The sequence below is a fragment of the Actinomadura chokoriensis genome, assembly GCF_039529475.1.
Classification (GTDB): Bacteria; Actinomycetota; Actinomycetes; order Streptosporangiales; family Streptosporangiaceae; genus Spirillospora; species Spirillospora bangladeshensis.
This window is the reverse complement of the sequence record NZ_BAAAMW010000008.1, coordinates 54,763-80,622: the sequence shown is the minus strand read 5'-3', so window position 1 is coordinate 80,622 and position 25,860 is coordinate 54,763. Positions and strand designations below refer to the sequence as shown.

Annotated in this window: 24 protein-coding genes; 13 read left to right on the top strand and 11 right to left on the bottom strand. The window is 71.0% G+C overall.

Features of this window, described 5'->3' with window-relative positions:
- Entirely contained in the window at positions 1–723 is a 723-nt protein-coding gene (locus tag ABFX46_RS19145; RefSeq protein WP_346043822.1) for a dihydrofolate reductase family protein, read from the top strand.
- On the opposite strand, the gene ABFX46_RS19140 is transcribed toward ABFX46_RS19145, so the two are convergent.
- Positions 705–1,424 carry a pyrimidine reductase family protein gene (locus ABFX46_RS19140; protein WP_346043820.1) on the bottom strand — a complete coding sequence of 240 codons (720 nt, stop codon included), beginning with the start codon at positions 1,422–1,424 and terminating at the stop codon, positions 705–707. The genes ABFX46_RS19145 and ABFX46_RS19140 overlap by 19 nt on opposite strands.
- A gap of 148 nt (positions 1,425–1,572) precedes the next feature.
- On the opposite strand from ABFX46_RS19140, the gene ABFX46_RS19135 reads away from it, so the two are divergent.
- On the top strand, positions 1,573–1,974 hold the full coding sequence (locus ABFX46_RS19135; protein ID WP_346043819.1) for a hypothetical protein: 402 nt from the start codon (positions 1,573–1,575) through the stop codon (positions 1,972–1,974).
- 7 nt (positions 1,975–1,981) lie between these two features.
- Here ABFX46_RS19135 and glgX read toward each other — a convergent pair whose 3' ends face one another.
- The 4 genes from glgX to ABFX46_RS19115 all read right to left on the bottom strand — a co-directional run bounded on the left by glgX (position 1,982) and on the right by ABFX46_RS19115 (position 6,270).
- The gene (gene glgX / locus ABFX46_RS19130) at positions 1,982–4,075 is read right to left on the bottom strand and encodes a glycogen debranching protein GlgX (protein WP_346043817.1); all 2,094 of its coding nucleotides are present in this window, start codon (positions 4,073–4,075) and stop codon (positions 1,982–1,984) included.
- A gap of 99 nt (positions 4,076–4,174) precedes the next feature.
- Complete coding sequence (locus tag ABFX46_RS19125) at positions 4,175–4,759, bottom strand: GNAT family N-acetyltransferase (RefSeq protein ID WP_346043816.1); 585 nt, start codon at positions 4,757–4,759, stop codon at positions 4,175–4,177.
- A 24-nt stretch (positions 4,760–4,783) separates the two neighbouring features.
- Positions 4,784–5,347: a DUF4262 domain-containing protein gene (locus ABFX46_RS19120; RefSeq protein ID WP_346043815.1), complete on the bottom strand. Its 564-nt coding sequence runs from the start codon at positions 5,345–5,347 to the stop codon at positions 4,784–4,786.
- A 59-nt stretch (positions 5,348–5,406) separates the two neighbouring features.
- Complete coding sequence (locus tag ABFX46_RS19115; protein ID WP_346043813.1) at positions 5,407–6,270, bottom strand: hypothetical protein; 864 nt, start codon at positions 6,268–6,270, stop codon at positions 5,407–5,409.
- A 171-nt stretch (positions 6,271–6,441) separates the two neighbouring features.
- On the opposite strand from ABFX46_RS19115, the gene ABFX46_RS19110 reads away from it, so the two are divergent.
- The 4 genes from ABFX46_RS19110 to galT all read left to right on the top strand — a co-directional run bounded on the left by ABFX46_RS19110 (position 6,442) and on the right by galT (position 9,035).
- Positions 6,442–7,236, top strand: a complete 795-nt coding sequence (locus ABFX46_RS19110; RefSeq protein ID WP_346043812.1) for a DeoR/GlpR family DNA-binding transcription regulator — start codon at positions 6,442–6,444, stop codon at positions 7,234–7,236.
- Between the two features lie 239 nt (positions 7,237–7,475).
- On the top strand, positions 7,476–7,685 hold the full coding sequence (locus ABFX46_RS19105; protein WP_346043811.1) for a hypothetical protein: 210 nt from the start codon (positions 7,476–7,478) through the stop codon (positions 7,683–7,685).
- Positions 7,686–7,785: 100 nt separating this feature from the next.
- Positions 7,786–7,965, top strand: coding sequence for a hypothetical protein (locus ABFX46_RS19100; protein ID WP_346043809.1), 180 nt, complete (start codon positions 7,786–7,788; stop codon positions 7,963–7,965).
- Positions 7,962–9,035: a galactose-1-phosphate uridylyltransferase gene (gene galT, locus ABFX46_RS19095; RefSeq protein ID WP_346043807.1), complete on the top strand. Its 1,074-nt coding sequence runs from the start codon at positions 7,962–7,964 to the stop codon at positions 9,033–9,035. Before ABFX46_RS19100 ends, galT begins: the two co-directional genes overlap by 4 nt.
- 56 nt (positions 9,036–9,091) lie before the next feature.
- Here the strand turns inward: galT and ABFX46_RS19090 are convergent, their stop codons facing one another.
- Positions 9,092–11,575: a LamG-like jellyroll fold domain-containing protein gene (locus ABFX46_RS19090; RefSeq protein WP_346044204.1), complete on the bottom strand. Its 2,484-nt coding sequence runs from the start codon at positions 11,573–11,575 to the stop codon at positions 9,092–9,094.
- Positions 11,576–11,709: 134 nt separating this feature from the next.
- On the opposite strand from ABFX46_RS19090, the gene ABFX46_RS19085 reads away from it, so the two are divergent.
- From ABFX46_RS19085 to ABFX46_RS19065, 5 genes are all read left to right on the top strand, one after another.
- Positions 11,710–13,194 (top strand): YibE/F family protein, encoded by a 1,485-nt coding sequence (locus ABFX46_RS19085; protein WP_346043805.1) that lies wholly within the window; start codon positions 11,710–11,712, stop codon positions 13,192–13,194.
- 137 nt (positions 13,195–13,331) lie between these two features.
- Complete coding sequence (locus tag ABFX46_RS19080) at positions 13,332–14,762, top strand: MFS transporter (protein ID WP_346043803.1); 1,431 nt, start codon at positions 13,332–13,334, stop codon at positions 14,760–14,762.
- 266 nt (positions 14,763–15,028) lie between these two features.
- Complete coding sequence (locus ABFX46_RS19075) at positions 15,029–15,868, top strand: SDR family oxidoreductase (RefSeq protein ID WP_346043802.1); 840 nt, start codon at positions 15,029–15,031, stop codon at positions 15,866–15,868.
- The gene (locus ABFX46_RS19070; protein ID WP_346043800.1) at positions 15,865–16,950 is read left to right on the top strand and encodes a class I mannose-6-phosphate isomerase; all 1,086 of its coding nucleotides are present in this window, start codon (positions 15,865–15,867) and stop codon (positions 16,948–16,950) included. Before ABFX46_RS19075 ends, ABFX46_RS19070 begins: the two co-directional genes overlap by 4 nt.
- Positions 16,951–17,764: 814 nt before the next feature.
- The gene (locus ABFX46_RS19065) at positions 17,765–18,565 is read left to right on the top strand and encodes an SAM-dependent methyltransferase (RefSeq protein ID WP_346043799.1); all 801 of its coding nucleotides are present in this window, start codon (positions 17,765–17,767) and stop codon (positions 18,563–18,565) included.
- A gap of 27 nt (positions 18,566–18,592) precedes the next feature.
- Here ABFX46_RS19065 and ABFX46_RS19060 read toward each other — a convergent pair whose 3' ends face one another.
- Complete coding sequence (locus ABFX46_RS19060; protein ID WP_346043798.1) at positions 18,593–18,973, bottom strand: hypothetical protein; 381 nt, start codon at positions 18,971–18,973, stop codon at positions 18,593–18,595.
- Positions 18,974–19,940: 967 nt separating this feature from the next.
- Between ABFX46_RS19060 and ABFX46_RS19055 the strand changes: the two genes are divergently transcribed.
- Positions 19,941–20,198, top strand: coding sequence for a hypothetical protein (locus tag ABFX46_RS19055; RefSeq protein ID WP_346043797.1), 258 nt, complete (start codon positions 19,941–19,943; stop codon positions 20,196–20,198).
- A gap of 441 nt (positions 20,199–20,639) precedes the next feature.
- Positions 20,640–21,428, top strand: coding sequence for an SAM-dependent methyltransferase (locus ABFX46_RS19050; RefSeq protein WP_346043796.1), 789 nt, complete (start codon positions 20,640–20,642; stop codon positions 21,426–21,428).
- A 162-nt stretch (positions 21,429–21,590) separates the two neighbouring features.
- Here ABFX46_RS19050 and ABFX46_RS19045 read toward each other — a convergent pair whose 3' ends face one another.
- The 4 genes from ABFX46_RS19045 to ABFX46_RS19030 all read right to left on the bottom strand — a co-directional run bounded on the left by ABFX46_RS19045 (position 21,591) and on the right by ABFX46_RS19030 (position 25,678).
- Positions 21,591–22,889 carry an MFS transporter gene (locus ABFX46_RS19045; RefSeq protein ID WP_346043795.1) on the bottom strand — a complete coding sequence of 433 codons (1,299 nt, stop codon included), beginning with the start codon at positions 22,887–22,889 and terminating at the stop codon, positions 21,591–21,593.
- 395 nt (positions 22,890–23,284) lie between these two features.
- Positions 23,285–23,944, bottom strand: coding sequence for a DUF5701 family protein (locus ABFX46_RS19040; protein WP_346043794.1), 660 nt, complete (start codon positions 23,942–23,944; stop codon positions 23,285–23,287).
- 205 nt (positions 23,945–24,149) lie between these two features.
- A complete protein-coding gene (locus ABFX46_RS19035; RefSeq protein ID WP_428831289.1) occupies positions 24,150–25,019 on the bottom strand; it encodes a Vgb family protein in 870 nt (289 codons plus the stop codon).
- Positions 25,020–25,021: 2 nt separating this feature from the next.
- The gene (locus ABFX46_RS19030; protein ID WP_346043792.1) at positions 25,022–25,678 is read right to left on the bottom strand and encodes a CatB-related O-acetyltransferase; all 657 of its coding nucleotides are present in this window, start codon (positions 25,676–25,678) and stop codon (positions 25,022–25,024) included.
- Between the last annotated feature and the right edge of the window lie 182 nt (positions 25,679–25,860).

The following is a 25,860-nucleotide window of genomic DNA, read 5'->3' as shown; positions in this document are numbered from 1 at the left end:
ATGCGCCGTCTGCTGCCCGAGCCCGCCGCCGGCGCCGACCCGTCCGCCGCCGCCCGCGTCGACCCTTACGAGGCCTACGGCGACCAGCCCGGGCTGCGGCTCGGCATGGTCATGAGCGTGGACGGCTCCGTCACCGACGCAGACGGCTGGACCGACCGCCTCGGCGGCGAGGCCGACTTCCGCGTCTTCCGGACCCTGCGCGCCCTGACCGACGCGATCCTCGTGGGCGCCGGCACCGTACGCACCGGGCGCCTGGGTCCCGCCCGCCTACGCCGCGATCTGCGCGCACGGCGCGGAAGACCGCCCGCCCCCATCGTCGTGGTGAGCCGCTCTCTCGACCTCGACTGGACGCTCCCGCTGTTCACCGAGGCCGAGACGCCCACCATCGTGGTGACGTCCCAGAGCAACCGGCAGAAGGCCCCAAGCCACATAGAGGTCGTCGCAGAAGGCGAAGACGACGTCGACCTCCCTGCCGCCATCAGGACCCTCCGCGAAGACCTCGGCTACGAGCATCTCCTCTGCGAAGGCGGCCCCGCCTTGGCGACAGCGCTGATCCGTGCGTCCCTCGTAGACGAACTGTGCCTCAACATCGCCCCGACCCTGCTCGGAGGCCCCCGCCACACCCGCCTCCTGGACGGCCTGGACGCCGAGGTACCGCTCGAACCGACGTCCCTCTACATAGACGAGGGCGTGCTGTTCATCCGCTACCGGTTGCGGGTGTAGCGCAGGAAGAGGAACTCCTCGTCCTGGAGGGCGTCGGCGAGCGCCATCTCCGGCGGGACGGGCACCGGCGGGCCGTTCAGGATCCGCACCGGATGCCCGCCGAGCAGGACCGGGCTCAGCGTGAGGCACAGCTCGTCCAGCAGGCCGGCCGCCACCACCTGTGCGAGGACGCCCGGACCGCCCTCGCACAGGAGGCGCCTGTGGCCGCGCGCCGCGAGTTCCCGCACGGCGGAGGAGAAGTCCAGCGAGTCCTTCCCGGCGATGATGACGTCGGCGCGCTTCCGCGCCGCCTTGAGCCGGACGGGGTCGGCGGTCGCGGTCGCCAGCACGATCGTCGGGACCTGCGCCTCGGTGAAGATCGGCGCGTCGAAGTCCAGGTCGAGGGTGCGGGACACGACCGCGATCGGCGGCACCGGCGTGCGCCCGTCCCGGACGCCGCCCCAGCCCTCGCTCCGCTTGACCGGCCCGTACCCCTCCGAGCGCACCGTGCCCGCGCCGACGATGACGACGTCGGCGAGCCCGCGCAGCAGGAGGAACAGGTGCCGGTCGGCGGCGTTGCCGAGGCCGCCGCTGCGCTCGTCGCGCTGCGCCGCCCCGTCCAGGCTGGCGACCATGTTCGCCCGCAGCCAGGTGGTCCCGGCCGGATACGCGTAGCGCGCGACGAGATCGACCTCGCCGGGCTCCTGAGAGAGAGCACGCATAGATCCCTCACGCTACTGCACGCCTTGTTCGACCGGCCGGATAACAGGCTGTGCACCAATATGTACGAATCCGTCATGGCGGGCACGTCGGGAGGCGACACTTTCCCCTGGGGGACGGGGACGAGAACTTTCGCAGAAGGGAGCGGGGGTGGAGTACGCGGCGCTGTGCGCGTGGATCCTCGCCGCCGTGGCGGGCGGCTACCTGCTGGTCATCTGGATCCTGAACGGGGGGCGCTCGACGAAGGTGACGCGGTTCCCGATCCTGGTCGTGGTGGGTCATCCGCTCGCCGCCGTGGCGGGCCTCGCGGTCTGGATCGCCTACCTGGTCACCGGGAACACCGCCTGCGCCTGGGCGGCGTTCGTCGCCCTGCTGGTCGTCGCGCTGCAGGGCTTCATGCTGTTCACCCGCTGGCTGGTGGGACGCGGCGGCCGCCATGCCCGCGGCGCGGAGCAGGCGTTCCCGGCCGCGGCGGTCGCCGTGCACGGCGCGGTCGCGGTCACGACGGTCGTCCTGGTGTTCCTGACCGCCATCCAGGTCACCCGCGCGTGAACGCGTCCTAGGGGAGCCTCCGCAAGACGAGCAGGGCGCGGTCGGTCAGGGGGACGGTGTCGCGGGCCTTGAGGCGGGGGCGGTCGCCGAACGAGTCGTGCTCGGCGGTGTCGAGGGTGTACTCCCAGCGTTCGCCGTACTCGGGGCCCGGAAGGGTGAACTCGACCGGCTCGGAACCCGCGTTGATCAGCAGGAGGAACGAGTCGTCGCGGACGCGGCGGCCGCGCGGGTCCGGCTCGGTGATGGCGTCGCCGTTGAGGAACACGCCGAGGGACTTCGCGAACCCGACGTTCCAGTCCTGGTCGGTCATGCTGTCGCCGGCCGGGGTCAGCCAGGCGATGTCGGCGGCGGCACCGGTGCCCCGTCCGGTGAAGAAGCGGCGGCGCCGGAACACCGGGTGGTCGTGCCTCAGCCGGGACAGGATCCGGACGAACTCCATGTCGTCGGAGTCCTCCCAGTGGACCCAGGCGATCTCGTTGTCCTGGCAGTAGGCGTTGTTGTTGCCCTTCTGCGTGCGGCCGAGCTCGTCGCCGTGGGAGAGCATCGGCACGCCCTGCGACAGGAACAGCGTGGCCAGGAAGTTGCGCCGCTGGCGGGCGCGCAGTTCCAGGACGGCGGGGTCGCGGGCCGGGCCCTCCACGCCGCAGTTCCAGGAGCGGTTGTCGTCGGTGCCGTCCCGGTTGTTCTCCCCGTTGGCCTCGTTGTGCTTGTGGTCGTAGGACACGAGGTCGGTGAGCGTGAACCCGTCGTGGCAGGTCACGAAGTTGATGGACGCGAACGGCCGCCGCGCGCTGTGCTCGTACAGGTCGGACGACCCGGTGAGGCGGGAGGCGAACTCCGGCATGGTCGCGTACGACCCGCGCCAGAAGTCGCGGACCGTGTCGCGGTACTTGCCGTTCCACTCCGTCCACAGCGGCGGGAAGTTGCCCACCTGGTAGCCGCCCTCGCCGACGTCCCACGGCTCGGCGATCAGCTTCACCTGCGAGACCACCGGGTCCTGCTGGACGAGGTCGAAGAACGCGGCCAGCCGGTCGACGTCGTGCAGCTCCCGGGCCAGCGCCGACGCGAGGTCGAACCGGAACCCGTCGACGTGCATCTCCAGGATCCAGTAGCGCAGTGAGTCCATGATGAGCTGCAGCGCGTGCGGGTTGCGGACGTTCAGCGAGTTGCCGCAGCCGGTGTAGTCGAGGTGGTAGCGCTTGTCGTCGTCCCGCAGCCGGTAGTACGAGCAGTTGTCGATGCCGCGGAACGACAGCGTCGGGCCCAGGTGGTCGCCCTCGGCGGTGTGGTTGTAGACGACGTCCAGGATGACCTCGATGCCCGCCTCGTGCAGGGCGCGGACCATCGCCTTGAACTCCAGCACCTGCTCCCCGTACTGCCCGGACGAGCTGTAAGAGTTGTGCGGCGCGAAGAACCCGATGGTGTTGTAGCCCCAGTAGTTGTCGAGGCCCCGCGCCACCAGCGCGTGCTCGGGGATCGACTGGTGCACCGGCATCAGCTCCACGGCCGTCACGCCGAGGTCGAGCAGATGGTCGATCATCACCGGGTGCGCGAGCCCCGCGTACGTGCCGCGCTGCTCCTCCGGGATGCCCGGATGCAGCTTCGTCAGGCCCTTCACGTGCGCCTCGTAGATGACGCTCTCGTGGTAGGGGACGCGCGGCGGCCGGTCGTCCGCCCAGTCGAAGAACGGGTTGATGACGACGTTCTTCGGCATGTGGGCGGCGCTGTCGTCCTCGTTCAGCGCGTCCGGGTCGTCGAACCGGTAGGAGAACAGCGACTCGTGCCAGCGGACGTCGCCCGCCACCGCCTTGCCGTACGGGTCGAGCAGCAGCTTGGACGGGTTGCAGCGGTGCCCGTCGCGCGGGCTGAACGGCCCGTGCACCCGGTACCCGTACCGCTGGCCGGGACCGATGCCGGGCAGGTAGCCGTGCCACACGAACCCGTCCACCTCCGGCAGGTCGCGCCGCGTCTCGGTCCCGTCGGCGTCGAACAGGCACAGCTCGACCCGCCGCGCCACCTCGGAGAACAGGGCGAAGTTCGTGCCCGTGCCGTCCCAGGTGGCGCCCAGCGGATAGGGATCCCCGGGCCACACCTCCCGCATGCTCTCCCCTCCCGGCCGATTCATCCTGGCCTGTCGATTGTCGCCTACCCACCGTCCTCCAGCCCCCACCCACGGCGGGAGTGTTACGGCCCCGAAGTGTTATGGCGGTGGTCGCCCCGGAGGCGGGCGCCAGACGATCTCTTCGTCGCTGGTCTCGTCCGTGGGGTGCAGGCCGAGCTTGGCCGCGACGGCGGCGGACGCGCGGTTGCCGGGGTGGATGGTCGCGACGACGGACGCGACGCCGTGCGCGCTGAGCCAGGCCAGCAGGGCGCGGGCGGCCTCCGTCGCGAAGCCGAACCCCTGGTAGGGCATGCCGATGACCCAGGCGACGGAGGCGATGGTGCGCGGCGGCCCCGGCGTGACCGTCGACCCGGCGGACGGGGGAGTCACGGTGAAGCCGGGCGCCGTGGGCGTGACCGTCGCCTGGACGTAGCCGACGGCCTGCCCGTCCCGGACGCGGCGGACGATCCAGTTCAGCCAGCATTCCTGGTGGAAGGGGGCCGGGCCCGCGACGAGGTGCTCGTAGCGGGCGCGCAGCTCGACGAGGGTGAGGGGTTCACCGCCGATGTAGCGGTGCAAGCGCGGGTCGTCCAGGACGGGGGCCATCTCGTCCGCGTGGTGGACCGCCAGCGGCTCCAGGACGAGGCGCTGGGTGCGGATGGTCTCCGCGATCGGCCCGTACACCCGCCGATCGTATGCCCGGCCCCCTCAGCGGCGCCCGTTTTCGAGCCGCCGTGTCCAGAGGCCGGCCGGATGCTGCTTCGGGTCGAGCCACAGCCACGGCTGGGCGTGCCGGAACTGCAGGTCGGTGCCCGGCTGCCAGGGGAACAGTCCGTGCCGGTTCGGCCAGACGACCTGGAGGACCGGCAGCGGCGGGCGCCGGTAGAACGCCGCCGCGCCCGCGAACAGCCCGTCGAACCAGTGCGGGTCGACGTCGCGGAACGCGGCCTGCTGCCCCCGGACGACGCCGTCGCGGCGCTCGCCGCCGGCCGGGCCGGCGCCCTCGGCGGTCTGCCGGCCGAGCACGTTGAGGATCTCCTCGGTCTCGTACACGTCGCCGCCGAACATCGCCAGCTCGGGCGCCCGGTGGCTGTGCCACAGGCCGATCGTGTAGGCCCAGCCGGGCCCGTCGGCGTCCGGCTGCACGAGGACGACGCTCCACCCGTACTGGGTGATGTGCACGATCGTGCGGAGCTGGAAGTTGTCCAGGCGGTCGCGGTCGCCGTAGTCGCGGCAGATCACGCAGGTGCACGAGGGGCGGTCGCCGGACATGACCCTCAGTTTACGATCTGTCGACCCTGGGTCGGCGTCGGTGTCCTCCCCAGCGGACGTCACCAGAACACGCCGGTGTCCCGCGGCCGCGCCTCGTACGTCCCGGCGGTGCCCGGCCCGGTCAGCCGCCGGACGGCCGCGGTCCCCAGCAGCATCGCCGCCGGCAGGCCGAGCGGCACGGCCGTCAGCGGCAGGACCGACGCGACCTCCAGGACCGTGCCGTCGAGCAGGCCCGCGACGCCGAGGTTGGCGCCCTGCCGGCCCGCCGCGAGGACGACCGCCAGGACCGCGGCGGCGACGGCCGCCCCGGCCGCGGGCAGCGCCAGCGCGCGGCGCCGCGCGAAGAACCCGAGCGCGACGCCGAGGGCGCCGAGCACGGGCAGCGCCATCGCCCCGCACCAGCGGGCCGGGCGCGGCCTCATGCCGACCGCGACGACGGGCGCGGGGCCGCCCTCGCGCAGGCGCCAGACGCGCTTCCCCGCCGGGGCGCCGGCCTGTGTCCGGACCGTGGCCGGCACCGGCGGGATGCGCAGCCTCAGCGCCGTGTCCTCGAAGCCTTTCGCGGTGAGCCGGCGCAGCGCTCCGGACGTGTCGATCCGCAATGACGCTTTCCGGCCCGTCCGGTAGGCGCGGTCGACCTCGGCCCGAGCAAAGGGGATACCGCGTCCTTTTCGGGTCCTGGTGCGAACTGTTCTCGCGCCGGGGAACAATTCGCGGGCGATGCGGCCCGCCAAGGCCCGCACTTCGGCGTCCGACGCGAGCCGCCCGGCCGCGTGCAGATCGACCTCCGCGCCTCCGTCGTCGAGCACGGTGACGTCCACCCGGGCCCGCTGCGGAGGGGGCGCGCCGCCGCCTCCGCAGCCGGCGAGGACGGCGAGCGCGAGCAGCGCCACCGCCGTCGCGGTGAGCCACCGAAGGGACACCGGGTCTCCGTTTGTCGGTCATCGCCGAAAGGGCTGAAGAATGGCCCATTTTAGGCGGCGGAATGCCCGCCGCGTCCACACCCCGCCTCTCCGGCGGACCGACCCTGCCGCCGTGATCTGGCATCATCGGGGTGCCAGCGTCAGTGTCGGTACGTTCCGGGAAGGGCCCGCATGCCACGTCGTCCGGGGTTCGCGGCCGAGCGGCGCCAGCGGCTGCTGGAGATGGTCCGCGCGAACGGCGCGGTCTCCATGCGCGACCTCGCGGCCTCGCTGGAGGCGTCCGAGGCGACCGTGCGCCGCGACATCCGGGCGCTGGAGGCCGAGGGGCTGCTCGACCGCCGGCACGGCGGCGCGGTCGCGCCCGGCGGGCTGTCCCGGGAGCCGACCTACCGGCAGAAGGCCCAGGTCGCCGCGGCGGAGAAGACGGCGATCGCGCGGCTGGCCGTCGAGCTGGTCGAGGAGGGCGACGCGATCGTGGTCGGCGCGGGCACGACCACCCGGGAGCTGGCCCGCGGGCTCATCGGCTTCGACTCGCTCACGGTCGTCACCAACTCGCTGCTCGTCGCCCAGGTGCTCGCCGAGGCGCGCGGCGTCGAGGTGGTGATGACGGGCGGCTCGCTGCGCGGCGCCATCCACGCCCTCGTCGGCGGGGCCGCCGAGCAGACGCTGGCCAGCCTGCGGGTGCGCCGGGCGTTCATCTCGGGCAACGGCCTCACCGCCGAACGCGGCCTGTCCACGCCGAACATGATGGTCGCGGGTGTCGACCGCGCCCTGGCGCACGCCGCCCAGGAGGTGGTCGCGCTGGTGGACCACACGAAGGTGGGCGTGGACACGATGTTCCAGACGGTGCCCGCCGACGAGATCGCGTTCCTGGTGACCGACGCGCAGGCGCCGAAGCCGGAGCTGGAGGAGTTCGAGAACGCGGGCGTCGACGTCTGGGTCGCCTCCGTCCGCGACGACGCCTAGACCGGGCGCACTCCGCCCTGGCGACTGTCCGCCCTCTCCCTCGCAGAACCGATCAAGAACCGTCACCGACGCGCCATCATCGGTGCGGTTCGTCCGGCCGTCTCCGCAGGCGTATCCGCCGCTGTCCAGGCGTGATCGTTCTGTATCTCAGGGATGGCGTTATGTGAGCGATGTTGACAGGACCTGATCGAAGGTGGCTGAATGGCGGCACCAGCCTGGTTCGCGAAAGGACCTCGATCATGGGGTGCGCCAAATCCGAGAAGGCCGCCATCCTGCTCGGCGCTGTCGGCGCCAACGTCACCACCGAGCGGACCAAGGGCTTCAAGGACCAGATCAAGGCCCAGGCGCCCGGCATCGAGATCACCTCCGAGCAGACCGGCGAGTTCGCCCATCCAGGACCGCGAGTACGACGCGTCCCACGCCGAGGAGGCCCGTCGTACGCCTACTGACCGACTGAACCGTTCCGCCCCCAGACCGGGCGGCGGGCGCGCAGACCCACTCACCCCGGGGCCGCCCGTCGCCCACCGGAGATCCCGCCGGGAGCAGCCCGTGTCGCAACCACAGTCCGCCGCGCCGGACGCGCCGCTCATCGTGGCCGCCGGCGGGCGGTTCGGGCAGTGCCAGATCGGCAGCCTGACCTCGGCCTACCAGCAGGTGGTCAGCGGCACGTTCCTGGCGGTCGTCGTGGTCCGCCAGCGCTACCTGAGCCGCCTGCAGCGGGCCGCATGACCGATTTCGACACCGGAGACGACGTCCTGGACACCCTCAGCTCCCTGCGCACGCCGGTCCGGCTGGCCGACTCGCGGGAACTCATCTACTTCGACGACGAGCCCGGCCACGACCGGACCGCGCCCGACCTGCGCCCGCTCCCGCCGCACGAGCCGAGATCCGAGCTGCGGCTCGACCCGGTGACGGGGGAGTGGGTCGTCATGGCGGCGCACCGGCAGGACCGCACGTACCTGCCCGCGCAGAGCGAATGCCCGCTCTGCCCGTCGGCGGGCGGGCGGTACGGCGAGATCCCCGCCGCCGACTACCACGTCGTCACGTTCGAGAACCGGTTCCCGTCCCTCGGCGGGCCGCCCGCCGGCGGCCGGTGCGAGGTCGTCTGCTTCACCAGCGACCACGACGCGTCCTTCTCCCTCCTGCCGGACCGGCGGCTGGAGACGGTCGCCCGCGCCTGGACGGACCGGACCGCCGAACTGAGCCGGCGCCCCGACACCGCGTACGTCTTCGTCTTCGAGAACCGCGGCGTGGAGATCGGCACGACGCTGCACCACCCGCACGGCCAGATCTACGCCTACCCGTTCGTCCCGGCGAGCGCGGCCCGTGCCCTGGAGACGGCGCGCCGCCACCGGGCCGAGCAGGGCTCCTGCCTGTTCTGCGGCATCGTCGCCGCCGAGCGGGCCGGGGAACGGGGCGTCGCCCGGTCGGACCGCTTCGTGGCGTTCGTTCCCGAGGCGGCGCGCTGGCCGTACGAGGTGCACGTCTACCCGTACCGGCACGTCACCGGGCTGCCCGAGCTGGACCCCGGCGAGCGCCTGGAGCTGATGGTGCTCTACCGGGACGTCCTGCGCCGCTTCGACCGGCTCTTCGACGCGCCCGCCCCCTACATCGCCCACCTGCAGCAGGCCCCGGCGGGCAGGGACGCCGGCCTGGCGCACCTGTCCATCCGGGTCTTCACGCCGCGCCGGGCGGAGGGCAGGCTCAAGTACCTCGCGGCGAGCGAGACGGGAGCGGGCGCGTTCATCAACGACGTCCTGCCCGAGGAGGCCGCCCGCCGGCTGCGCGCGGCCGGCTGACCCGTAGGCGATAGGGAGGCGAGGGCTCTCGTCCTCGCCTCCCTCTCCTAGTGCCGCTACTTGCCGGACTCGGCGAGGTCGGCCACCTCGCCCGCCGACAGCGCCCGGTCGAACACGTGGACCGAGTCGATCGCGCCCGGCCAGAAGTCGACCTGGTTGCCGCCGAACTTGCCCCGGCCGATCACGGTGCGGCCCGTGGAGGCGTCACCGAGGCACGCCTCCGCGACCCCGGCCTTCTGCCCGTCCACGTACAGGGTCAGCGTCCCGGCCATCGCGTCGCGGACACCGGTCAGGTGGTACCACCGCCCGGTTTGCGGGGGTGCCGGGGCCAGTGCCCGGACGCCGGCGAAGCTGAACGCGAACCGGTTGTCGGCGCCCGAGTACTGCAGGAAGAACGCGCTGTTCGCCGGGCCGTCCTGGCTGACGGCCGTGGCGAACGACCCGAGGCGGTCCAGCTTCACCCAGGCGGAGACGCTGTAGCCGCCCGCGGTGTCGAGGATCGCCGCGCCCGTGTCGACGAACTGGTTCGAGCCGTTGAACTGCAGGGCCGAACCCGAGTGCCCGGTCGTCCACTGCGGCCCGTTGACCAGGGTGCCGTCGTGGTCCCCGGCCGCGTCGGCGGTCGTGGTGCCGGTGCCCTCGTCGAACGGGTAGAAGCTGACGCCGTCCAGCCCCGGAGTGCCCGGAGGCCGGTCGCCGCCGCCGGACGACGGCGTCGCTCCGATGACCGCCTCGTTGGCCTTCCGCACCTGCGCGGCGTCCATCTTCAGCTGCTGCCGGTCGTAGGTGTAGAGGCCGTTGACCTCCTTCTCCACATCGGTGATCTGCGTGTAGACCGAGCCCGACAGGCCGCACTTGACGACGAGCGTGCGTACCTTGTCCTGGACCTCGGTGTAGCGGCGGGTCAGCGCGGACGAGTCGGGCGTCATCTCGTAGGCGAAGCTGCCCGCCGGGTCGAACATGTGGCCGTCCACCTTGAGGCCGAGGCCGCCGTACTCGCCGGCCACCGAGGCCCGCCTGCCGCTCGGGAGCGGCGGTGAGCCGGGGCCGACATAGGTGTGGTCGTCGTAGATGTCGCCCTCGCCGTTGTCCGGGAGTGAGTCGCAGCAGTTGACGCCGCTGTCGGCGTTGACCAGGCGGCTCGGGTCCCAGCTCTTGACGAGGTCGGCGATGCGGCCTGGCTCGTACTCGCCCCAGCCCTCGTTGAACGGGACCCACATGACGACCGACGGATGGCCGTCGTGCTGGCGCACCATGGCGTGCATCTCGTCCTCGAACTGCTTCTTGTCGTCCGCGGACGGGGTGTGGCCGCCGAACATGGCCGGCATGTCCTGCCACACCAGCAGGCCGAGCTTGTCCGCCCAGTAGAACCAGCGGTCGGGCTCGACCTTCATGTGCTTGCGCACCATGTTGAAGCCGAGCGCCTTGTGCGCGGCCAGGTCGAACTTCAGGGCCTCGTCGGTCGGCGCCGTGTAGACGCCGTCCGGCCAGTACCCCTGGTCGAGCGTGCCGACCTGCGGGACGAACTCGCCGTTGAGCAGCATGCGGGTCTTGCCGTCCCCGCCCTTGGCGAGGCCGATCGAACGCATGCCGAAGTACGAGCCGACGCTGTCGGTGACGCGGCGGCCGTCACGGAGCCGGACCTTCAGCGTGTAGAGGTACGGGTCGTCGGGCGTCCACAGATGCGGCCGGGGCACCTTCAGCGACAGCTCGCCGCCCGCCTTCCCGGTCACCCGCCCGACCGGCCGGTCGCCCGCGTAGGCGACCGCCTCGACCGTGGCTCCGGACGTCCCGGACGTCTGCGCGGTGAGCCTAACTGTCCCGCCCGCCACATCGGGCGTCATCGCCAGGTCGGTGATGTGCGCCGCCGCCACCGGCTCCATCCAGACGGTCTGCCAGATGCCGGACGCCGGCGTGTAGAAGATGCCGTCGCCGGGCTTGCGCTGCTTGCCGACCGCCTGGTGGCCGATGTCGGTGGGGTCGTCCACGCCGACGATCAGCTCCTGCGCGCCGCGCGGCGTGAGCGCGGCGGTGACGTCCACGGAGAACGCGGTGTAGCCGCCGGTGTGCACGGCGACCCGGCGGCCGTTCACGTAGACGGCGGCCTTGTGGTCCACGGCTCCGAACTGGAGGACGAGCCGCTGGCCGTGCGTCCGCCAGCTCCGCGGGACGGTGAACGTCCGCCGGTACCACATGTGCTGGACGCCGCGCTGGACGCCGGAGAGCGCGGACTCGACCGGATAGGGGACGAGGATGCGCTCGGCGAGGTCCTCGCCGACGGGCGGCTGCTCGCCCGGGGCGGCGCCGGCGAACTGCCAGAGGCCGTTGAGGTTCTGCCACCGGTTCCGGGTGAGCTGGGGGCGCGGGTAGTCGGGGAGGGCGTTGCCGGGACCCACCTCGTGGGTCCAGGGGGTGGTGAGCGGGGGCGTCTTCGGCCGCCACTCGTCCGCGGTGGCGGGCGGAAGCGCGACCACGCCCATGAGGACGGTGACGAGCGCGGTCAGCAGGATGGTGACGGAGGACGGTGAATGGCGGCGCACACGCAACGGACAACTCCAATCCGTTCGAAGCCGTCGATGGCCTTCGCCGCCTCAGCATGAGCTTTCTTGATCGGACTTGCAAGATTATGAATGAATCTTCTCGTTCACTGTCCGTTCACCTAGGGAGGCGGCTCATGTCGAGTAAGGTCCCCGCACCGGTGTGCACGACGGCGGACGACGGTAAGGAGCGGCCAGGGATGGGCGGCAACCACGCGCACGGCACGCACGCGCACGGCGGGGCGGCCAGGGCTTCGCGGTCGGTGCGGATCGCGGTCCTCGCGGTCATCGTCCCGGTCGCGGTGGTGACGCTGGCCGCGGTGCTGTGGATGTGGCCCGACAAGCCCGAGGCCCCTGCGGGCGCGGGATCGGCGTTGACCAAGGTCACCGGCACGATCGTCGGCATCGATCTCAAACCGTGCCCCGATCAGGTGCCGGCGGCGCCGCCCGGCGAGCCGGCCTCGGACGCTCCGCGCACCGATCCGCGCCGGTGCGGCACTGCCCGGGTGGAGCTGACGTCGGGTGCCGACAAGGGCCGGATCGTGCGCACCGAACTCCCCAGCGGGCCGGGCACCGCGGTGTTCACCCCCGGACAGAACGTGGTGCTGCTGCACACGCCCGACGCCGCCGAGGAGGCCGAGGAGAGCGAGGAGTCCGGGGCGCCCGAGGTGAGCGCCTACCAGTTGTCCGACCACGACCGGTCCACCCCGTTGTGGCTGGTCGGGGCAGCCTTCGCGCTGGCGGTGGTCGCGTTCGGACGGCTGCGGGGGCTGACCGCGCTGCTGGGCCTCGCGGTCACGTTCGTGCTGCTCCTGCAGTTCCTGATCCCGGCGATCCTGGCGGGCCGGCCGCCGCTGCTGGCGGCCGTGGTGTGCGCGGCGGCGATCATGCTGACGGTGCTGTACCTGACGCACGGGTTCACCATGGCGACCTCGATCGCGGTGATCGGCACCATCGCCAGCCTCACGCTGACCGGGGTGCTGGCCACGGTGTCGATCAACCTGACGCACCTGTCGGGGATCACCGACGAGGCCTCGCTGAACCTGGACCTCAGCCACAGCGTCAACAGCCAGGGGCTGCTCCTGGCCAGCATCATCATCGGCGCGCTCGGCGTCCTGGACGACGTCACCGTCACCCAGGCCGCCACCGTCACCGAACTGGCGCGCGCCAACCCCGCCTACCGGTTCGCCCAGCTGTACCGGGCGGCGGCCCGGATCGGCCGCGCGCACATCGCCTCGGTGATCAACACGGTGATCCTCGCCTACGCCGGGGCGTCCCTGCCGCTGCTGCTCCTGCTGAGCATCGGCCGCCAGCCGCTGGGAGACGTGCTGACGGGGCCGGCGCTGGCCACCGAGATCGTCCGCAGCGTCGCCGGCACCCTCGGACTGATCGCCGCGGTCCCGATCACCACCGCGCTCGCCGCGCTGCTGCGCTCCCGGGGCCCGGCCGCCGACGAGGCGGGAGAGGACGTCCCGGCACCCGGACGAGGCGATGGTCACCAGTACGCTCCGCCGGTGAGCATGCCCGGCCCGGCCGGCGGCCGGTATCGCACGTCCCGCTCACCGGCGACCGAACTTCCGCCGCCGTCGTGGCCGGACCGCTCCGCCGACCCTTTCCGCTGAGTCCCGCCCCGGTCTGACCGGGGTGTGCGCCCGGTCGCCGAAATTCCACCCGTTCCCGGGAAGATCTACCCCTAGGGGGTATGTTACGGTCCTCGTCATACCCCCTAGGGGTACTTCTCTGCGAAGGGTGGACCGTCATGTCCGCAAGTCCCCGGCGCTGGTGGGCGCTCGCCGTGCTCGCCACCGCCCAGTTCATGGTCATCATGGACACCTCGATCATCGGGGTGGCGCTCCCCGACATGCAGCGGGAGCTCGGCTTCAGCCAGAGCGGCCTGCAATGGGTGTTCAACGCCTACGTGGTCGCGCTCGGCGGGCTGCTGCTGCTCGGCGGCAGGCTGTCGGACCTGTTCGGCGCCCGGCGGGTGTTCACGGCCGGCTGGCTCGTCCTGATCGGCGGGTCGGTGGTCGCGGCGGCCGCCACGGGCGCCGAGGCCGAGATCGCCGGACGTGCGGTCCAGGGCGTCGGCTCGGCCCTGATCGCACCGTCGGCCCTGACCCTGCTCATGGTGCTGTTCTCCGCCCGTCCGAAGGAGCTGGCCAAGGCGATGGCGTTCTACGGGGCGGCGGCCCCGGCGGGCGGCACCGCGGGCGTGTTCCTCGGCGGCGTCATCACCGAGTGGCTGAGCTGGCCGTGGGTGTTCATCATCTACATCCCGATCGGCCTGCTCACGCTGGCGATGGTCCCGGCCGTCCTCCCGGACGTTCCCGGACGCCGCGCCGGGCTCGACGTCCTCGGCGCGCTCGCCGTCACCGGCGGGCTCGGCCTCGCCGTCTACGCGATCGTCCAGGCTCCCGGCCGGGGCTGGGATTCGGCGGCGACCGCCCTGCAGCTCGGCGGCGCCGTGCTGCTGCTGGCGATCTTCGTCGGACTCCAGCGCGTCGTCCGCAACCCGCTGATGCCGCTGTCGGTCTGGCGCACCCCGAACCTGGCCGGCGCGAACGTCGCGATGATGCTGCTGGGCGCCGCGTGGATCCCGATGTGGTACTTCCTCAACCTCTACCTCCAGCAGGTCCTGGGGTACGGGGCGTTCCCGAGCGGCGCGGCGCTGGTGCCCATGACGGCGCTGATGATGGTGCTGATGGTCGGCGTCACCGGACGGCTCATCGCGCGCTTCGGCACCAAGCCGCTGATCGTCGCCGGACTCGCCGTCCTGGCGGCCGGCCTGGCGGTGCTGTCCGCGATCGACGCGGGCGGGAGCTTCGCCGCCGACGTGCTGCCGGGTTCGCTGATCTCCGCGGTCGGCATGTCGCTGGTGTTCATCCCGGCGACCATGGCGGCGATCGGGGGAGCGGCCCCCGAGCAGGGCGGGCTCGCGTCCGGGATCGTCAACACCACCTACCAGGTCGGCTCGGCGATCGGCCTGGCCGTGATGACCGCGATCGCCACCTCGCAGGGCGCGGACCGGCTCGGTGACCTGCCCGGCCTGACCGACGGTTTCCAGGCCGCCTTCATCGGGGCCGCCGCCGTCGCCCTCGCCGGTGCCGGCCTCGCCCTGGCCACCCTGCGGACGCCGACGATGCGGGGAGGTGCGGAGGAGCAGGTCAAGGAGGAGAAGATCCAGGTATGACCGGTTGTACCGAGCCGCCCGGGACCCCGACCCGGGCGGCTCCGCATGCTCCTCGGCCAGATCTTGGGCCTCAAGAAGGAACTGAGGGAGAGAACAGACGCCGCACGAACAGTGGCGGACGGCGCGCACTCATCGGGGTCGTGACCGTAAACATTCGGTGCTGCGGTGGCCGCCTGAGTGCTCGGCGGCGTTGGAGCGGCCTCCTGACGGGTACCGGTGACCGAGCCGTTCAGCCTGATCGGCCCGGCCGTCCACTGGAGAGATCGATGTCCCAGCCCGCCCAGCAGCAGACTCCTCCCGGCGTCACCGCCGACATGGAGCCCAGGCCCGACCACGGTGAGGAGAGCTACCGCGGTTCCGGCCGGCTGGCCGGCAAGGCGGCGGTCATCACCGGTGGGGACAGCGGCATCGGACGCGCGGTGGCGATCGCCTTCGCCCGCGAGGGAGCCGACGTGCTGGTCTCGTACCTCGACGAGCACGAGGACGCGTCCGAGACCAGGCGATGGGTCGAGGACGCCGGCCGCAGGTGCGTGCTGATGGCCGGCGACGTGGCCGACCCGGCGCACTGCCGGGCGATCATCGCCAGGGCCGTGCAGGAGTTCGGGCGGGTGGACGTCCTCGTCGACAACGCCGCGTTCCAGATGACGCGGGACTCCATCGAGGACATCCCCGATGACGAGTGGGACCGCACGCTGGCGATCAACATCAGCGCCTTCTTCCATCTGGCCAAGGCCGCCGTCCCGCACATGCGCCCCGGGTCGGCGATCATCGGCTCCACGTCGGTGAACTCCGACAGCCCGCCGCCGCAGCTGCTCGCCTACAACGTCACCAAGGCCGGCGTCGCGAACATGGCCGGCTCGCTGGCGCAGATGCTCGGCCCGCGGGGCATCCGCGCCAACAGCGTCGCGCCCGGACCGGTCTGGACGCCGCTGATCCCGGCGACCATGCCGGCGGACCAGGTCGAGCATTTCGGCGAGGACGTCCCGCTGGGACGGCCCGGCCAACCTGCGGAACTGGCCCCGGTCTACGTGATGCTCGCGTCCGACGAGGCCAGTTACGTCTCCGGCGCCCGGATCGCCGTCACCGGCGGCCGGCCGATCCTGTGACCGGCGGGGCGGCGCTGTACCCGCTGCGGCTCACCGTCACGGCCAGGCCCCTGGTGTTCGGCGGGCACGCGATCGCCCGCCGCCTGGGCAAGGGCGGCCTCCCCGACTGGTGCCTGGGGGAGACGTGGGAGTGCAGCGACGTCGACGGCGCCGGCGGCGCGGTGACCAACGGCCCGCTGGCCGGCCAACCGCTGCGCCGGATCGTCACCGACCACCCCGAGGAACTGATGGGCGCCGGGTGGTCGGGGGAGTACTTCCCGGTGCTGACCAAGTTCATCGACGCGAGCGGCGCCCTGCCGGTGCACCTGCACGCCGACGACGCGACCGCCCGGCGGCTCGAGGGCCGGCGCAACGGCAAGACCGAGGCCTGGCACATTCTGGACGCCGTCCCGGGCGCGACGGCCCTGTGCGGGGTCAAGGACGGGGTGACCGCGGAGCAGTTGCGCGCGGCGCTCCAGGCGCAGGACTTCGACCGGGTGCTGCGCCGCCTGCCGGTGAGGGCGGGGGAGACGATCTACGTGCCCGGCGGCACGCCGCACAGTTTCGGTCCGGGCACGCTGGTCTACGAGATCGAGCAGACCTCCGACATCCAGCAGCACGTGATGCCCTGGGACATGCAGGACGGCTCCCCGATCGGGGAGGACGCGTTCGCCGCCAACCTCGACATGTTCATGCGCGAGGTGAAACCCCAGGCCAGACCCGACTTCGGGCCCGGTCTGAAGATCGCGGCCGGCGACGGTGTGGAGCGCGTCCTCCTGTGCGCGGGCCCGCACTTCGTCCTCGAACGCTGGCGCGCCGGGACGGCGGAACCACTGCGGCACTCCTTCGCCACCGCCCAGATCCTGTCCAACCTCGGCGCCCCGGTGCGCGTGCGGGCCGGGGGCTCCTACGAGGAACTCGGCCGCGCCGAGACGCTGCTGCTGCCCGCCGCCCTCGGGGACGTCGAGATCACCGGGCCGGCCGACGTCCTGTTCGGATACCTGCCCGACCTCCACCGCGACGTGGTCGCCCCCCTCCTCCGCGCCGGGTACGCCCCCGATCTCATCGCCGGTCTCGGCGAAGGCATGTTTCCGGACCGCTAGCGGCGTGCGTGGCATCGTCCCGTGCGCCAGTACCCGCACCGGGGTCGTCACCCGCACCAAGACCCGCCCGCGTATAGCGCCGGCAGCACCCAGAGGAATCTCGGGAGCTGGGCGACGCCGATGGCGTCGGACGGCGCGATGGTGGTGGTCGCCGCCCAGAACCAGGTGTGACACATCCGGGTGGGACGACGCTGACGGAACATCGGTGGCCCTCCTCCCGAAAGCCGCCGACGGACAGGTGCCGCCCGCTGGACAGCACCACGGGTGGCGCTGCGAGGCCCCGTCCCTCTCGACTCCGCCGTCTTCGGGACGGGGCCTTCGGGCCAGTCACCGCCCGTGACAGCCGGCGCGGCAGCGTCGACCCCAGGATCTCTTGCGCTAATACGTGCTTGCTGGCCGACTGACAGGGAGCCGCTCCCGGTAAATGGGTGCCGGCGAGCCCATATTCAGCCTCGTTCACATAGACAGCCGCACCTGTCGCGCGTGTCGACTGGCCCATGTTCCGTTCCAAGAAGCGCGGCGGCGGGCAGTCCAATTCCACCATACGATCGTTTGTGAGGCCGTGTTCGGGTGAGGAGGCGGACGGCTCGGCTTCGCGCGCAGATGGCTGGAAGATTGGGCTTCGGCTAAACGTCACGCCGCCGGAATGCTACGGTCGTAGAGACCCGACATTGGCCAGTATGCGCTGGTCTACGGCCGTGCCGGGTCGCGTATGGACCGCACGGAACGGCCCGCCACGATGGAATCGTCGCAGGAGGAGGCCAGGGCAGCGGGTGCCCGCTCAAGGCGAAGTCGGCACGGGATCGGAGAGTGGATGGACACAGGCGCCGGACTGCCGCGCGACGTGGACGCGACCAGGGCGAATGACGCGCGCCTGTGCGACTTCGCTCTTGGCGGCAAAGACAACTTCGCGGCTGATCGAACCGCCGCGCTGAAACTGGCTGACGCGCTGGAAGAGACGCGCTACCTGCTGTCCGAGTGGCACCGCTTCCGCGTCCGCGCCCTTGAGACGCTGCTGGACGCGGGCGTCCGGCAGTTCCTCGAACTCGGCTGCGGCATGCCCGTCCGCAACAATGTCCACGACATCGTCCACGCCAGGGACCCACAGGCCCCGGTGGTTTATGTCGACATTGATGCTGTCGCGGTCACGCACTTTCTGGCCCTGTTGTCGTCCAAGGCCACCGCCGCCACCGCTGTTCAGGCGGACATCCGAGATCCGGCGGGCGTTCTCGGGCATCCCGAGATCGCTGCGCGCCTGGATTTCGACCGGCCGATCGGCGTCCTGCTGATCGCGGTACTGCACCTCATCGGCGATGAGGAGGACCCAAACCGCATCATCGCCGGCTATCGCGAGGCCATGGCACCCGGCAGCCACCTGGTGTACTCGGATCTCAGCGGGGAGGAGCAGCCGGCCGACCAGGTGGCCACGTACGTGCGTATTGGCGAAGAAGTCGGCATCCCGGTCACCATGCGCGGGCGGACGAGAACGAGCCAATTCTTCGATGGATTCGACCTTCTGGAACCGGGTCTGGTGTCTCCGCCGGACTGGCGCCCCTCCGGGGTATCCCGGCCCCACACGCGCTGGTTGCTCGGAGCCGTCGGCCGGAAACCCTGAGGGCAGCCCGTCGTCACCATCTGCCGGTCACTCTTCGATGACGCGTATCTGAGCCCGGACCTTGCAACCCCGCGGTAGCGCAGAGAACGAGGGGTAGTGATCATCGCCGGTGTCCAGGCCGCTCAGTCGCTGCCGGCAGGCCCCGTCTGCGGTCACCGCCAGGACGAGATGGGAATCGCCTTCACGCCCGAACTCGCGTCCGATACCGGTGGAGCGGATGGACCACCGCCCGTCGTGGACGTCTTCTGCGCGGTAGTCGGCCAGATAGAACGTGGATCGCTTTTCCGCATAGATAAAGAGACGCAGGTCCTCCTTGCCCAGGTTGCGGACACTGCCTTCGACCTCGAAATCGCGGTCTTCGCGGAGTCGGTCACCGTTCTCCGGACGGGTTATCTCAGCCGTCGTCACTGGAGCAGCAGCGGATGGCGTCGGACGGGGCGAGGACGACGCAGAATGACTCGGCTCGGGGGAACGCGTCGGCTCCGGCTCAGGGCTCCCAGAGACGGTCACCTCGCTCGGCGAGGTCGGCGACGGTGCCGGCGGAATCACCGTCGCAGCCGTGGACCTGTCGTCCTGTCCCTGGGACATCACCGACAGCAGGAGGCAGATGGCCAGGACGGTCATGGCCGCAAGAACGATCAGGGGTCTGCGGACAGGCGACCAGGCACGCCTCGACGCGTTCCGAGAATGCCGCGGCCGGCGGGAGACACTCCCGGGCCGCCGCGCTGGGAGACGTACCCCCACTACCGGCCCATCTGCCCGGACAAGCGAAACGATCCTCGCATGCCACAGCCCAATGGCCGGCGCTCAGGCGCCATGTCACACTCCATGTTGAGTTCCTCGTCATCCAGGGTTCCGGGGATCCCTGTGCGGCATACCCTGCGCCCCATGCGCCCGGATCGTCAAGGGCCGCCGAGCACCGGAAGAGAATGCGACCTGTTGGCCCAGGGAAAGCTCGGTCTCAACCCATGATTCGCGGACCGGCTGTGTTTCGGTTCAGCAAGCGCACGTGGGACCAAGCCTCGGTAGGGCATTTATCGCCTAATCCCGGATCCTGGAAATCGCTGACTTAAAGCCGCTGAAGCTGCCGAGTAGGGCGGCTTCGGCTCCCTTCCGCGGGAAGCTGGCGATGGCAGCCAGCTCACCATCCCGGATCCGCGCAAGACGCCGCCGATCTCGCCTGTACCGGCGTCCAGCACCCCCTACCGCGCCGACTTCAGGGCTGCTCGATGCCCGTGGCGCCGGCGGTGTCCGCGTCGAGGCCAGGTCGATCGGACGCGGAGCCACGAGGCGGAGAGTCCGTATTGAACGGTTGACCTGTGATTTCACGGGTAAGTGGCGTTGAGTTCGAAACCTGACCAGGCCAGGGGGAGCCATGGTACGCAAGAAGATGGAGGGCAACGAGACCCAGCGCCGGCAGAAGGCTCGGGAGGCACGGGCCGCCGGATCCTCACCGAGCGCGGAGCAGGGGACCACCGGTGCCTCCAAGCAGGACCACACCCGGCCGGCGCACGAGCCCCACCATCACGCGGAGCGCCTCGAGGGCATCCACCGGGGCAAACAGCAGGACATGACGCCGAAGCCGAAGCCCGGCTACGGAGTCCCCGCCTCCAAACGGCGGCGCAGCGGTTGACTTCAACCCTGAGTTGACGTCTGCGAATGTGTTCAACACATCCGCGACACACGTCCCGGCAAGGCCGGCCTCACTAACCTGCGACCACGCCGGGCAGTGCGTTTGTAAACCCACGGTCGGCCCCCGGGGTACAGACGATGGGCGAGGCTCGCGACAAAAAACACGGCGCCGCCCGACACCAGGCCATGGCCGTGCCGTTCGCCGCGGCTGGCCAAGGCAGGGGCCGGGGAGGAGGACCGGGTCGCAGGCGGTTCTCAGCAGCGGACTGCGGCCCGGGGGCCTGACGGGGGAACGCCAGGATGTCTGCCGGAAGGCGCCAGGTCACAAAACATGCGCGAGCGGTCGACAAGCCCCCGGGCTCGGGCGTGACGAACTAGGTTTGACCTGATCGCAAAGTTCTGCAGGATGCTCGCTTCCCCCAGCGAGGAGGGACTTCCCCCCATGACCGACCCCACCGACCTCACCGCCCTCGACAACGGTGTGCCGCATGCGGCACGGATCTGGAACTACTGGATGGGCGGCAAGGACAACTACGCCGCCGACCGCGCCGCGGGAGACGCGGTCGCGGAGGTCTATCCACAGATCGTCACGATGGCGCGGCAGTCCCGGCAGTTCCTCATCCGCGTGGTGCGTTTCCTGGCGGGAGAGTGCGGTATCCGCCAGTTCATCGATGTCGGGACGGGGCTGCCCACGATGCAGAACACCCACCAGGTCGCCGAGGGCATCGCCCCCGACGCCCGGGTGGTCTATGTGGACAACGACCCGCTGGTGCTGGCGCATGCCCGTGCGCTGTTGGGCAGTCTCACCAGTGAGGGCGTGACCACCTACGTCGACGCCGACTACCACGACCCGGACCGGATCCTCGCCGCCGCCGGTGACGCCCTCGACTTCCGGGAGCCGGTGGCCGTGATGTTCATGGGTGTGCTCGGCTACGAACCCGATCTGTCCGTGGTGCGCGCCATCGTCGGGCGCATGATGGAGGTGGTCCCGTCCGGCAGCCACCTGGTGCTGTGGGACGGCACCGACACCGGCAGTGAGGTCGTGGACGGCGCCGAGACTCTCGTCGAGAGCGGCGGCGTTCCCTACGTCCTGCGCAGCCCCGAGCAGCTCACCCGGTGTTTCGCGGGGCTGGAGATGGTCGACCCGGGCCTCGTCCCGATCACCCAGTGGCGTCCCGACGGGATCGCGGTGCCGATCGACGCCTTCGGAGCGGTGGCGCGCAAGCCCTGACCACGAGGATCTCGGTGCGCCGGAATACACGGGCGCGGGTCAGCGCAAACGCGTCGCCAATTCCGATCGCCTCCATGAGCGCTTTCCCTTTCTGACCATCTCGTGTCGTGGCACGGCGGCCTGCGGGCCGCCGTGCATGTTCCTCGGACGTCTGAATCCCCGTCAGCCCGTCGTCCTCCCGGTGGGCTCGGCCGGCGACACAACCCACCACAGCGCGGTCAGCGCCAGTGCCTGCACACTCAGCACGGTCGGAGCCAGCGCGGCCGGCGCGTGCCCGTAAAGCGCGCCGAGCCCCGCTCCGCCGGCCAGCCAGGCGATCCCGTAGGCGGCGGCGAAGACTCCGTAGGCCGTCGGCCGACGCGGGGCCGGGACGAGATCGGCGACCGCCGCCCGCATCGTCGATTCCTGCACGCCCATCGCCGCGCCCCACAATCCCGCGCCCGCCAGCGCCGGGGCCGGTGAACCGGTGAACGCCAGCGCGGTGCCTGCCCCGGCCAGTACCGGCAGCACCACCAAGACCCGCAACCCCCACCGGTCGAACAACCGGCCCGTCACCAGCGCCGCCACCGCGTCGGCCGCCATCGCCCCGGCGTATACCAAAGGCACCGTCTGCGGACTGACCACGTCCGCGTCGACCAGATGGAAACCGATCAGGCCGAACGTGGCGAACCCTGCCATCGTCACGGCCGAGAACACCGCATACCGCCAGAAGACCCGGCCCAGTCCCGCCAGTGGAGAACCCGCCCGCACCGCCGCAACAGAGGTTGCCGCCGGAGCCTCTGCGCCTGACCGCCCAGCGTCGTCCTCGTAGAGCGACGGGTCGGGGACGCGGCGGGCCAGCCACACGAGAACGACCAGGACCGCCACTCCGGGAAGTGTCAGGACCCCGAAGCCGGCGCCGTACCCGTGCCACGCGACGGCCGCCGCGACCAGCAGCGGTCCCGCGAACGCGCCCGTCTGGTCCAGCGCCTCGTGCACCGCGAACGCCGTCCCGCGGCCCATCGGGCTGCCGGCATGCGAGAGCAGCGTGTCCTTGGCCGGGCTCCGCGCCGCCTTCCCGATCCGTTCGGCGATCACGAGCGCGGACGCCCCGGCCAGCCCGACCGGCAGCGCCAGCGCGGGCACCGCCACCACCGTCAGCCCGTACCCGGCGATCGTCCAGCCCCAATACCGGCCCGACCGCTCCGCGGCCGGGCCGCTCACCAGCCGAAGAACCAGGCCCGCCGCCTCACCGGCACCCGTCACCACCCCGACGAGGACGGCGCCGGCGCCCAGCGATCCCAGAAACGGACCGGTGATCGAGCGGGCCCCCTCGTAGACAACGTCCGCGAGCAGGCTGACCACACCGAAGACCACGACGAACCGCCACGGTGACAACGCCGCGACCGATCCGGAAGTCGGCCGCTCGGTTCCGGGGCCCGAAGCATCACCGGTGCGGCCAGAAGTGCTGTTGCGGGGCATGGGCTCTCCTACCAGGCACACAAAGGAAACCGAGTAGGGACTGTTGGCGGAGCCCCACAGCGGCACCGCGGTTCGGGTACGGCGAGCCCCACCGCCGCAGACGTCCGCCTCCCCGAATCGGAGCATCGCGCGGCGTCTCAGGCCCCGACCGTAACGACACCTGCCGCACCATGACAAGCGGCCCAAGCAAAGGGCGAGTGGTGCACTACCACATGGCTGAGCCGTAGGGCTCCTGCACATTAAGGCCAGTCCGACAGGTGCTGGCTGAAACGAGCCCGAGGTCAAGAAGGTCGACTGGCCCGATGCTCAGTTCTCCATGGCGCTTGAATTTCCCCATCCCGCAGGTGGAGCCCATGGGCACTGGTCCCTGTGCTCATGCCTGGCTTCCGTCCCTCTCAAACGCCGGCGCGGTGGGCGGCGGAGGCCATGCCGAGCCAGGTGTGGGGGTTGCGTTCCCAGCACCAGCCGAGTTTGGGGGCGTTCTTGCTGATCCATATCGCCGGGACGCGGCGGTCGCCGCAGCGTGAGCCGCCCAGGGAGTAGCATTTGTTCTTGACCAGGACCTCCGGGAACTGGGTCGTCATGGCTATGCCCTCCTCGATGGTGAGCAGGGTCCGTCCCCGGTCGCGGATGGTGTCCATGGCGTCGTTGGGGACGGCGCCGCAGAACTCCTCGCCGCGCTCGATGCCGAACAGCAGGTATATCGGCTGGTCGGGGAGGTCGGTCTCCTTGATCGGGACGAAGCGTTCAATGGATCCGGGCTCGAAGGAATGGTCGACGAAACCGGCCTTGGCCTTTCCGTGCAGGGTGGTTCGCGGCATCATCTGCTCGATCGGGACGACCTGATGTTTCACCACGAGCAGGAAGGGCAGTCGGCCCGCATCGGGCTCGTGGACGAGGTTCCCGGCGTTCACGGCGACCGCCCGCAAAGGCGCGACCAGGGCGTGGAACTGCTCCGGGGCCATGCCCGCCATCGCGGGGTATTCGTGCTCGACCAGGTTGTCAACCTGCCGATCGAATTCTGCACCCGCGTCGAAGGTCGTCTGCGGTGTCATGAGGTCCTTTCCTGAGATCCGGCGGTTCAGAAGTTGAAGGCGGAAGTTCGGTGGCGTGGCCCGCAGGGTCTTCGGTGCTCGATGCGCGCCGGTGGTCGTCGTGCGCATGGCGGAGTTCGGGGAAGTCCTCGGAAGAACTGCCGATTCGTTGCGGTCCACGGCGGCGGCGATGGGTGCGGTTGAGCGTGACGCGCCTGACCCCTGTTCAGCGGGTGATGCGGGCGAGGGCGCCGGTTTCCAGTGCCGCCCACAGAGCGCCGTCCGGGCCGAGGGTGATGCCGTGGGGTTCCGATCCGGGAGTGGGCAGGTCGTGCACCTGGATCATGCCATCGGCGGTGATGGAGCCGACGCGGTTGCCGCCCCACTCGGTGAACCAGAGGTCACCGCCGGGACCGGGCGTGATGGCGTGCGGCCGGGCCGTCCGGTCGGGGAGCGGGAACTCGGTCACCCGTCCGTCGGCGGTCATCCGGCCGATCTGCCCGGCGGCGATCTCGACGAACCACAGCGCCCCGTCAGGCCCGGCGGCGATGCCCACCGGCGCGGCGGCTTCGGTCGGCAGGGGATGAACGGCGATCGTTCCGTCCATGCCGATCCGCCCGATCGCGTTGGCCTGGTTCAGGGTGAACCACATCCCGCCGTCCGCTCCGGCGGTGATCGCGGAGGGGAATGCGCCGGTGACGGGGAGCGGGAACTCGCTGACCCGCCCCTCGGTGGTGATCCGTCCGATCCGGTCGGCGGCGGTCTCGGTGAACCACAGCGCCCCGTCAGGCCCGGCGGCGATGCCGAACGGGCCGCAGCCGGGCGTTGGCAGCGGAAACTCCGAGATCGTGCCGTCGGTGGTGATCCGGCCGATCCGGTGCGCCTGGTATTCGGTGAACCACAGGGCCCCGTCCGGCCCGGTCGTGATGATCGTCGGCCCGCACGCCGGATCGAGGCGATGGGTGGTGGGCTGCCGTCCGGGGACGAGCCGGCCGATGTGTCCGCTGTGGACGAGGGTGAACCACAAGGCGTTGTCCGGTCCCGTGGTGATCGCGTACGGGCCGTCACTGCGGTCGGCTACGACGTGTTCTTGGATGGTCAATGGTCTTCCGCGTGTCGGTGGTGGAGGGCGATGCGTTCGATGTCGGCGGGGGTGCCGGTCATGATGGTGCGGGCGTGCTGGGTGACCAGGTCGGCGGGCCAGTCCCACCAGGCGGCGCGGCGCAGCCGGTCCACGTCGGCGTCATCGAAGCGCCGCCGGATCTCGCGGGCCGGGTTGCCGCCCACGATGGTGTAGGGCGGTACGTCGGCGGTGACGACGGCGCCGGCGGCGATGATGGCTCCGTCGCCGATCCGTACGCCGGGCATGACGGTGGACTGGTAGCCGAACCACACGTCGTTGCCGATGACGGTGTCGCCCCGGCTGGGCATGGCGGTGATGACGTCCAGAGTCTGCTCGGCCCAGGGGCCGCCGAACATGGTGAACGGGAAGGTGGACACGCCCATGGTCGGGTGCTCGGCGCCGGCCATCAGGAACCTGGTCCCGGAGGCGATCGCGCAGTACCGGCCGATGATCAGCCGTTCGGGGCCGTAGGCGTAGAGCACGTTGCGGTGCTCGAAGTCGGTCGCGTGGTCGGGGTCGTCGTAGTAGGTGTACTCGCCCACGGCGATCGTCGGCGAGGTGACCAGCGGCTTGAGGAACACCACCCGGTCGTGGGCCGGCAGCGGGTGGACGGTGGTCGGGTCGGGAGACAAGCAGAGTCCTTCGTAGATCGGTCGGTGCCGCAAAGGCCCGGGGTGGCAGGGCGGGAGCGGCTGCCCGGGCTCATTGGACGGGTCCCACCCTCCATCAGGACGCCGTTCTTGATCAACGGGGATTTCGTAAACTGATCGATAACCCCGCTGTTATGGATCGGAACGAGGCGCGCGCGGAGCTC

Excerpts from the sequence above, each read along its gene's own strand:
- ABFX46_RS19145 (WP_346043822.1), top strand. The coding sequence starts at position 1 with ATGCGCCGTCTGCTGCCCGAGCCCGCCGCCGGCGCCGACCCGTCCGCC.
- ABFX46_RS19050 (WP_346043796.1), top strand. The coding sequence starts at position 20,640 with ATGACCGACCCCACCGACCTCACCGCCCTCGACAACGGTGTGCCGCAT.
- ABFX46_RS19110 (WP_346043812.1), top strand. The coding sequence starts at position 6,442 with ATGCCACGTCGTCCGGGGTTCGCGGCCGAGCGGCGCCAGCGGCTGCTG.
- ABFX46_RS19120 (WP_346043815.1), bottom strand. The coding sequence starts at position 5,347 with ATGTCCGGCGACCGCCCCTCGTGCACCTGCGTGATCTGCCGCGACTAC.
- ABFX46_RS19140 (WP_346043820.1), bottom strand. The coding sequence starts at position 1,424 with ATGCGTGCTCTCTCTCAGGAGCCCGGCGAGGTCGATCTCGTCGCGCGC.
- glgX (WP_346043817.1), bottom strand. The coding sequence starts at position 4,075 with ATGCGGGAGGTGTGGCCCGGGGATCCCTATCCGCTGGGCGCCACCTGG.
- ABFX46_RS19040 (WP_346043794.1), bottom strand. The coding sequence starts at position 23,944 with ATGACACCGCAGACGACCTTCGACGCGGGTGCAGAATTCGATCGGCAG.
- ABFX46_RS19105 (WP_346043811.1), top strand. The coding sequence starts at position 7,476 with ATGGGGTGCGCCAAATCCGAGAAGGCCGCCATCCTGCTCGGCGCTGTC.
- galT (WP_346043807.1), top strand. The coding sequence starts at position 7,962 with ATGACCGATTTCGACACCGGAGACGACGTCCTGGACACCCTCAGCTCC.
- ABFX46_RS19080 (WP_346043803.1), top strand. The coding sequence starts at position 13,332 with ATGTCCGCAAGTCCCCGGCGCTGGTGGGCGCTCGCCGTGCTCGCCACC.
- ABFX46_RS19075 (WP_346043802.1), top strand. The coding sequence starts at position 15,029 with ATGTCCCAGCCCGCCCAGCAGCAGACTCCTCCCGGCGTCACCGCCGAC.
- ABFX46_RS19055 (WP_346043797.1), top strand. The coding sequence starts at position 19,941 with ATGGTACGCAAGAAGATGGAGGGCAACGAGACCCAGCGCCGGCAGAAG.
- ABFX46_RS19065 (WP_346043799.1), top strand. The coding sequence starts at position 17,765 with ATGGACACAGGCGCCGGACTGCCGCGCGACGTGGACGCGACCAGGGCG.
- ABFX46_RS19045 (WP_346043795.1), bottom strand. The coding sequence starts at position 22,889 with ATGCCCCGCAACAGCACTTCTGGCCGCACCGGTGATGCTTCGGGCCCC.
- ABFX46_RS19085 (WP_346043805.1), top strand. The coding sequence starts at position 11,710 with ATGTCGAGTAAGGTCCCCGCACCGGTGTGCACGACGGCGGACGACGGT.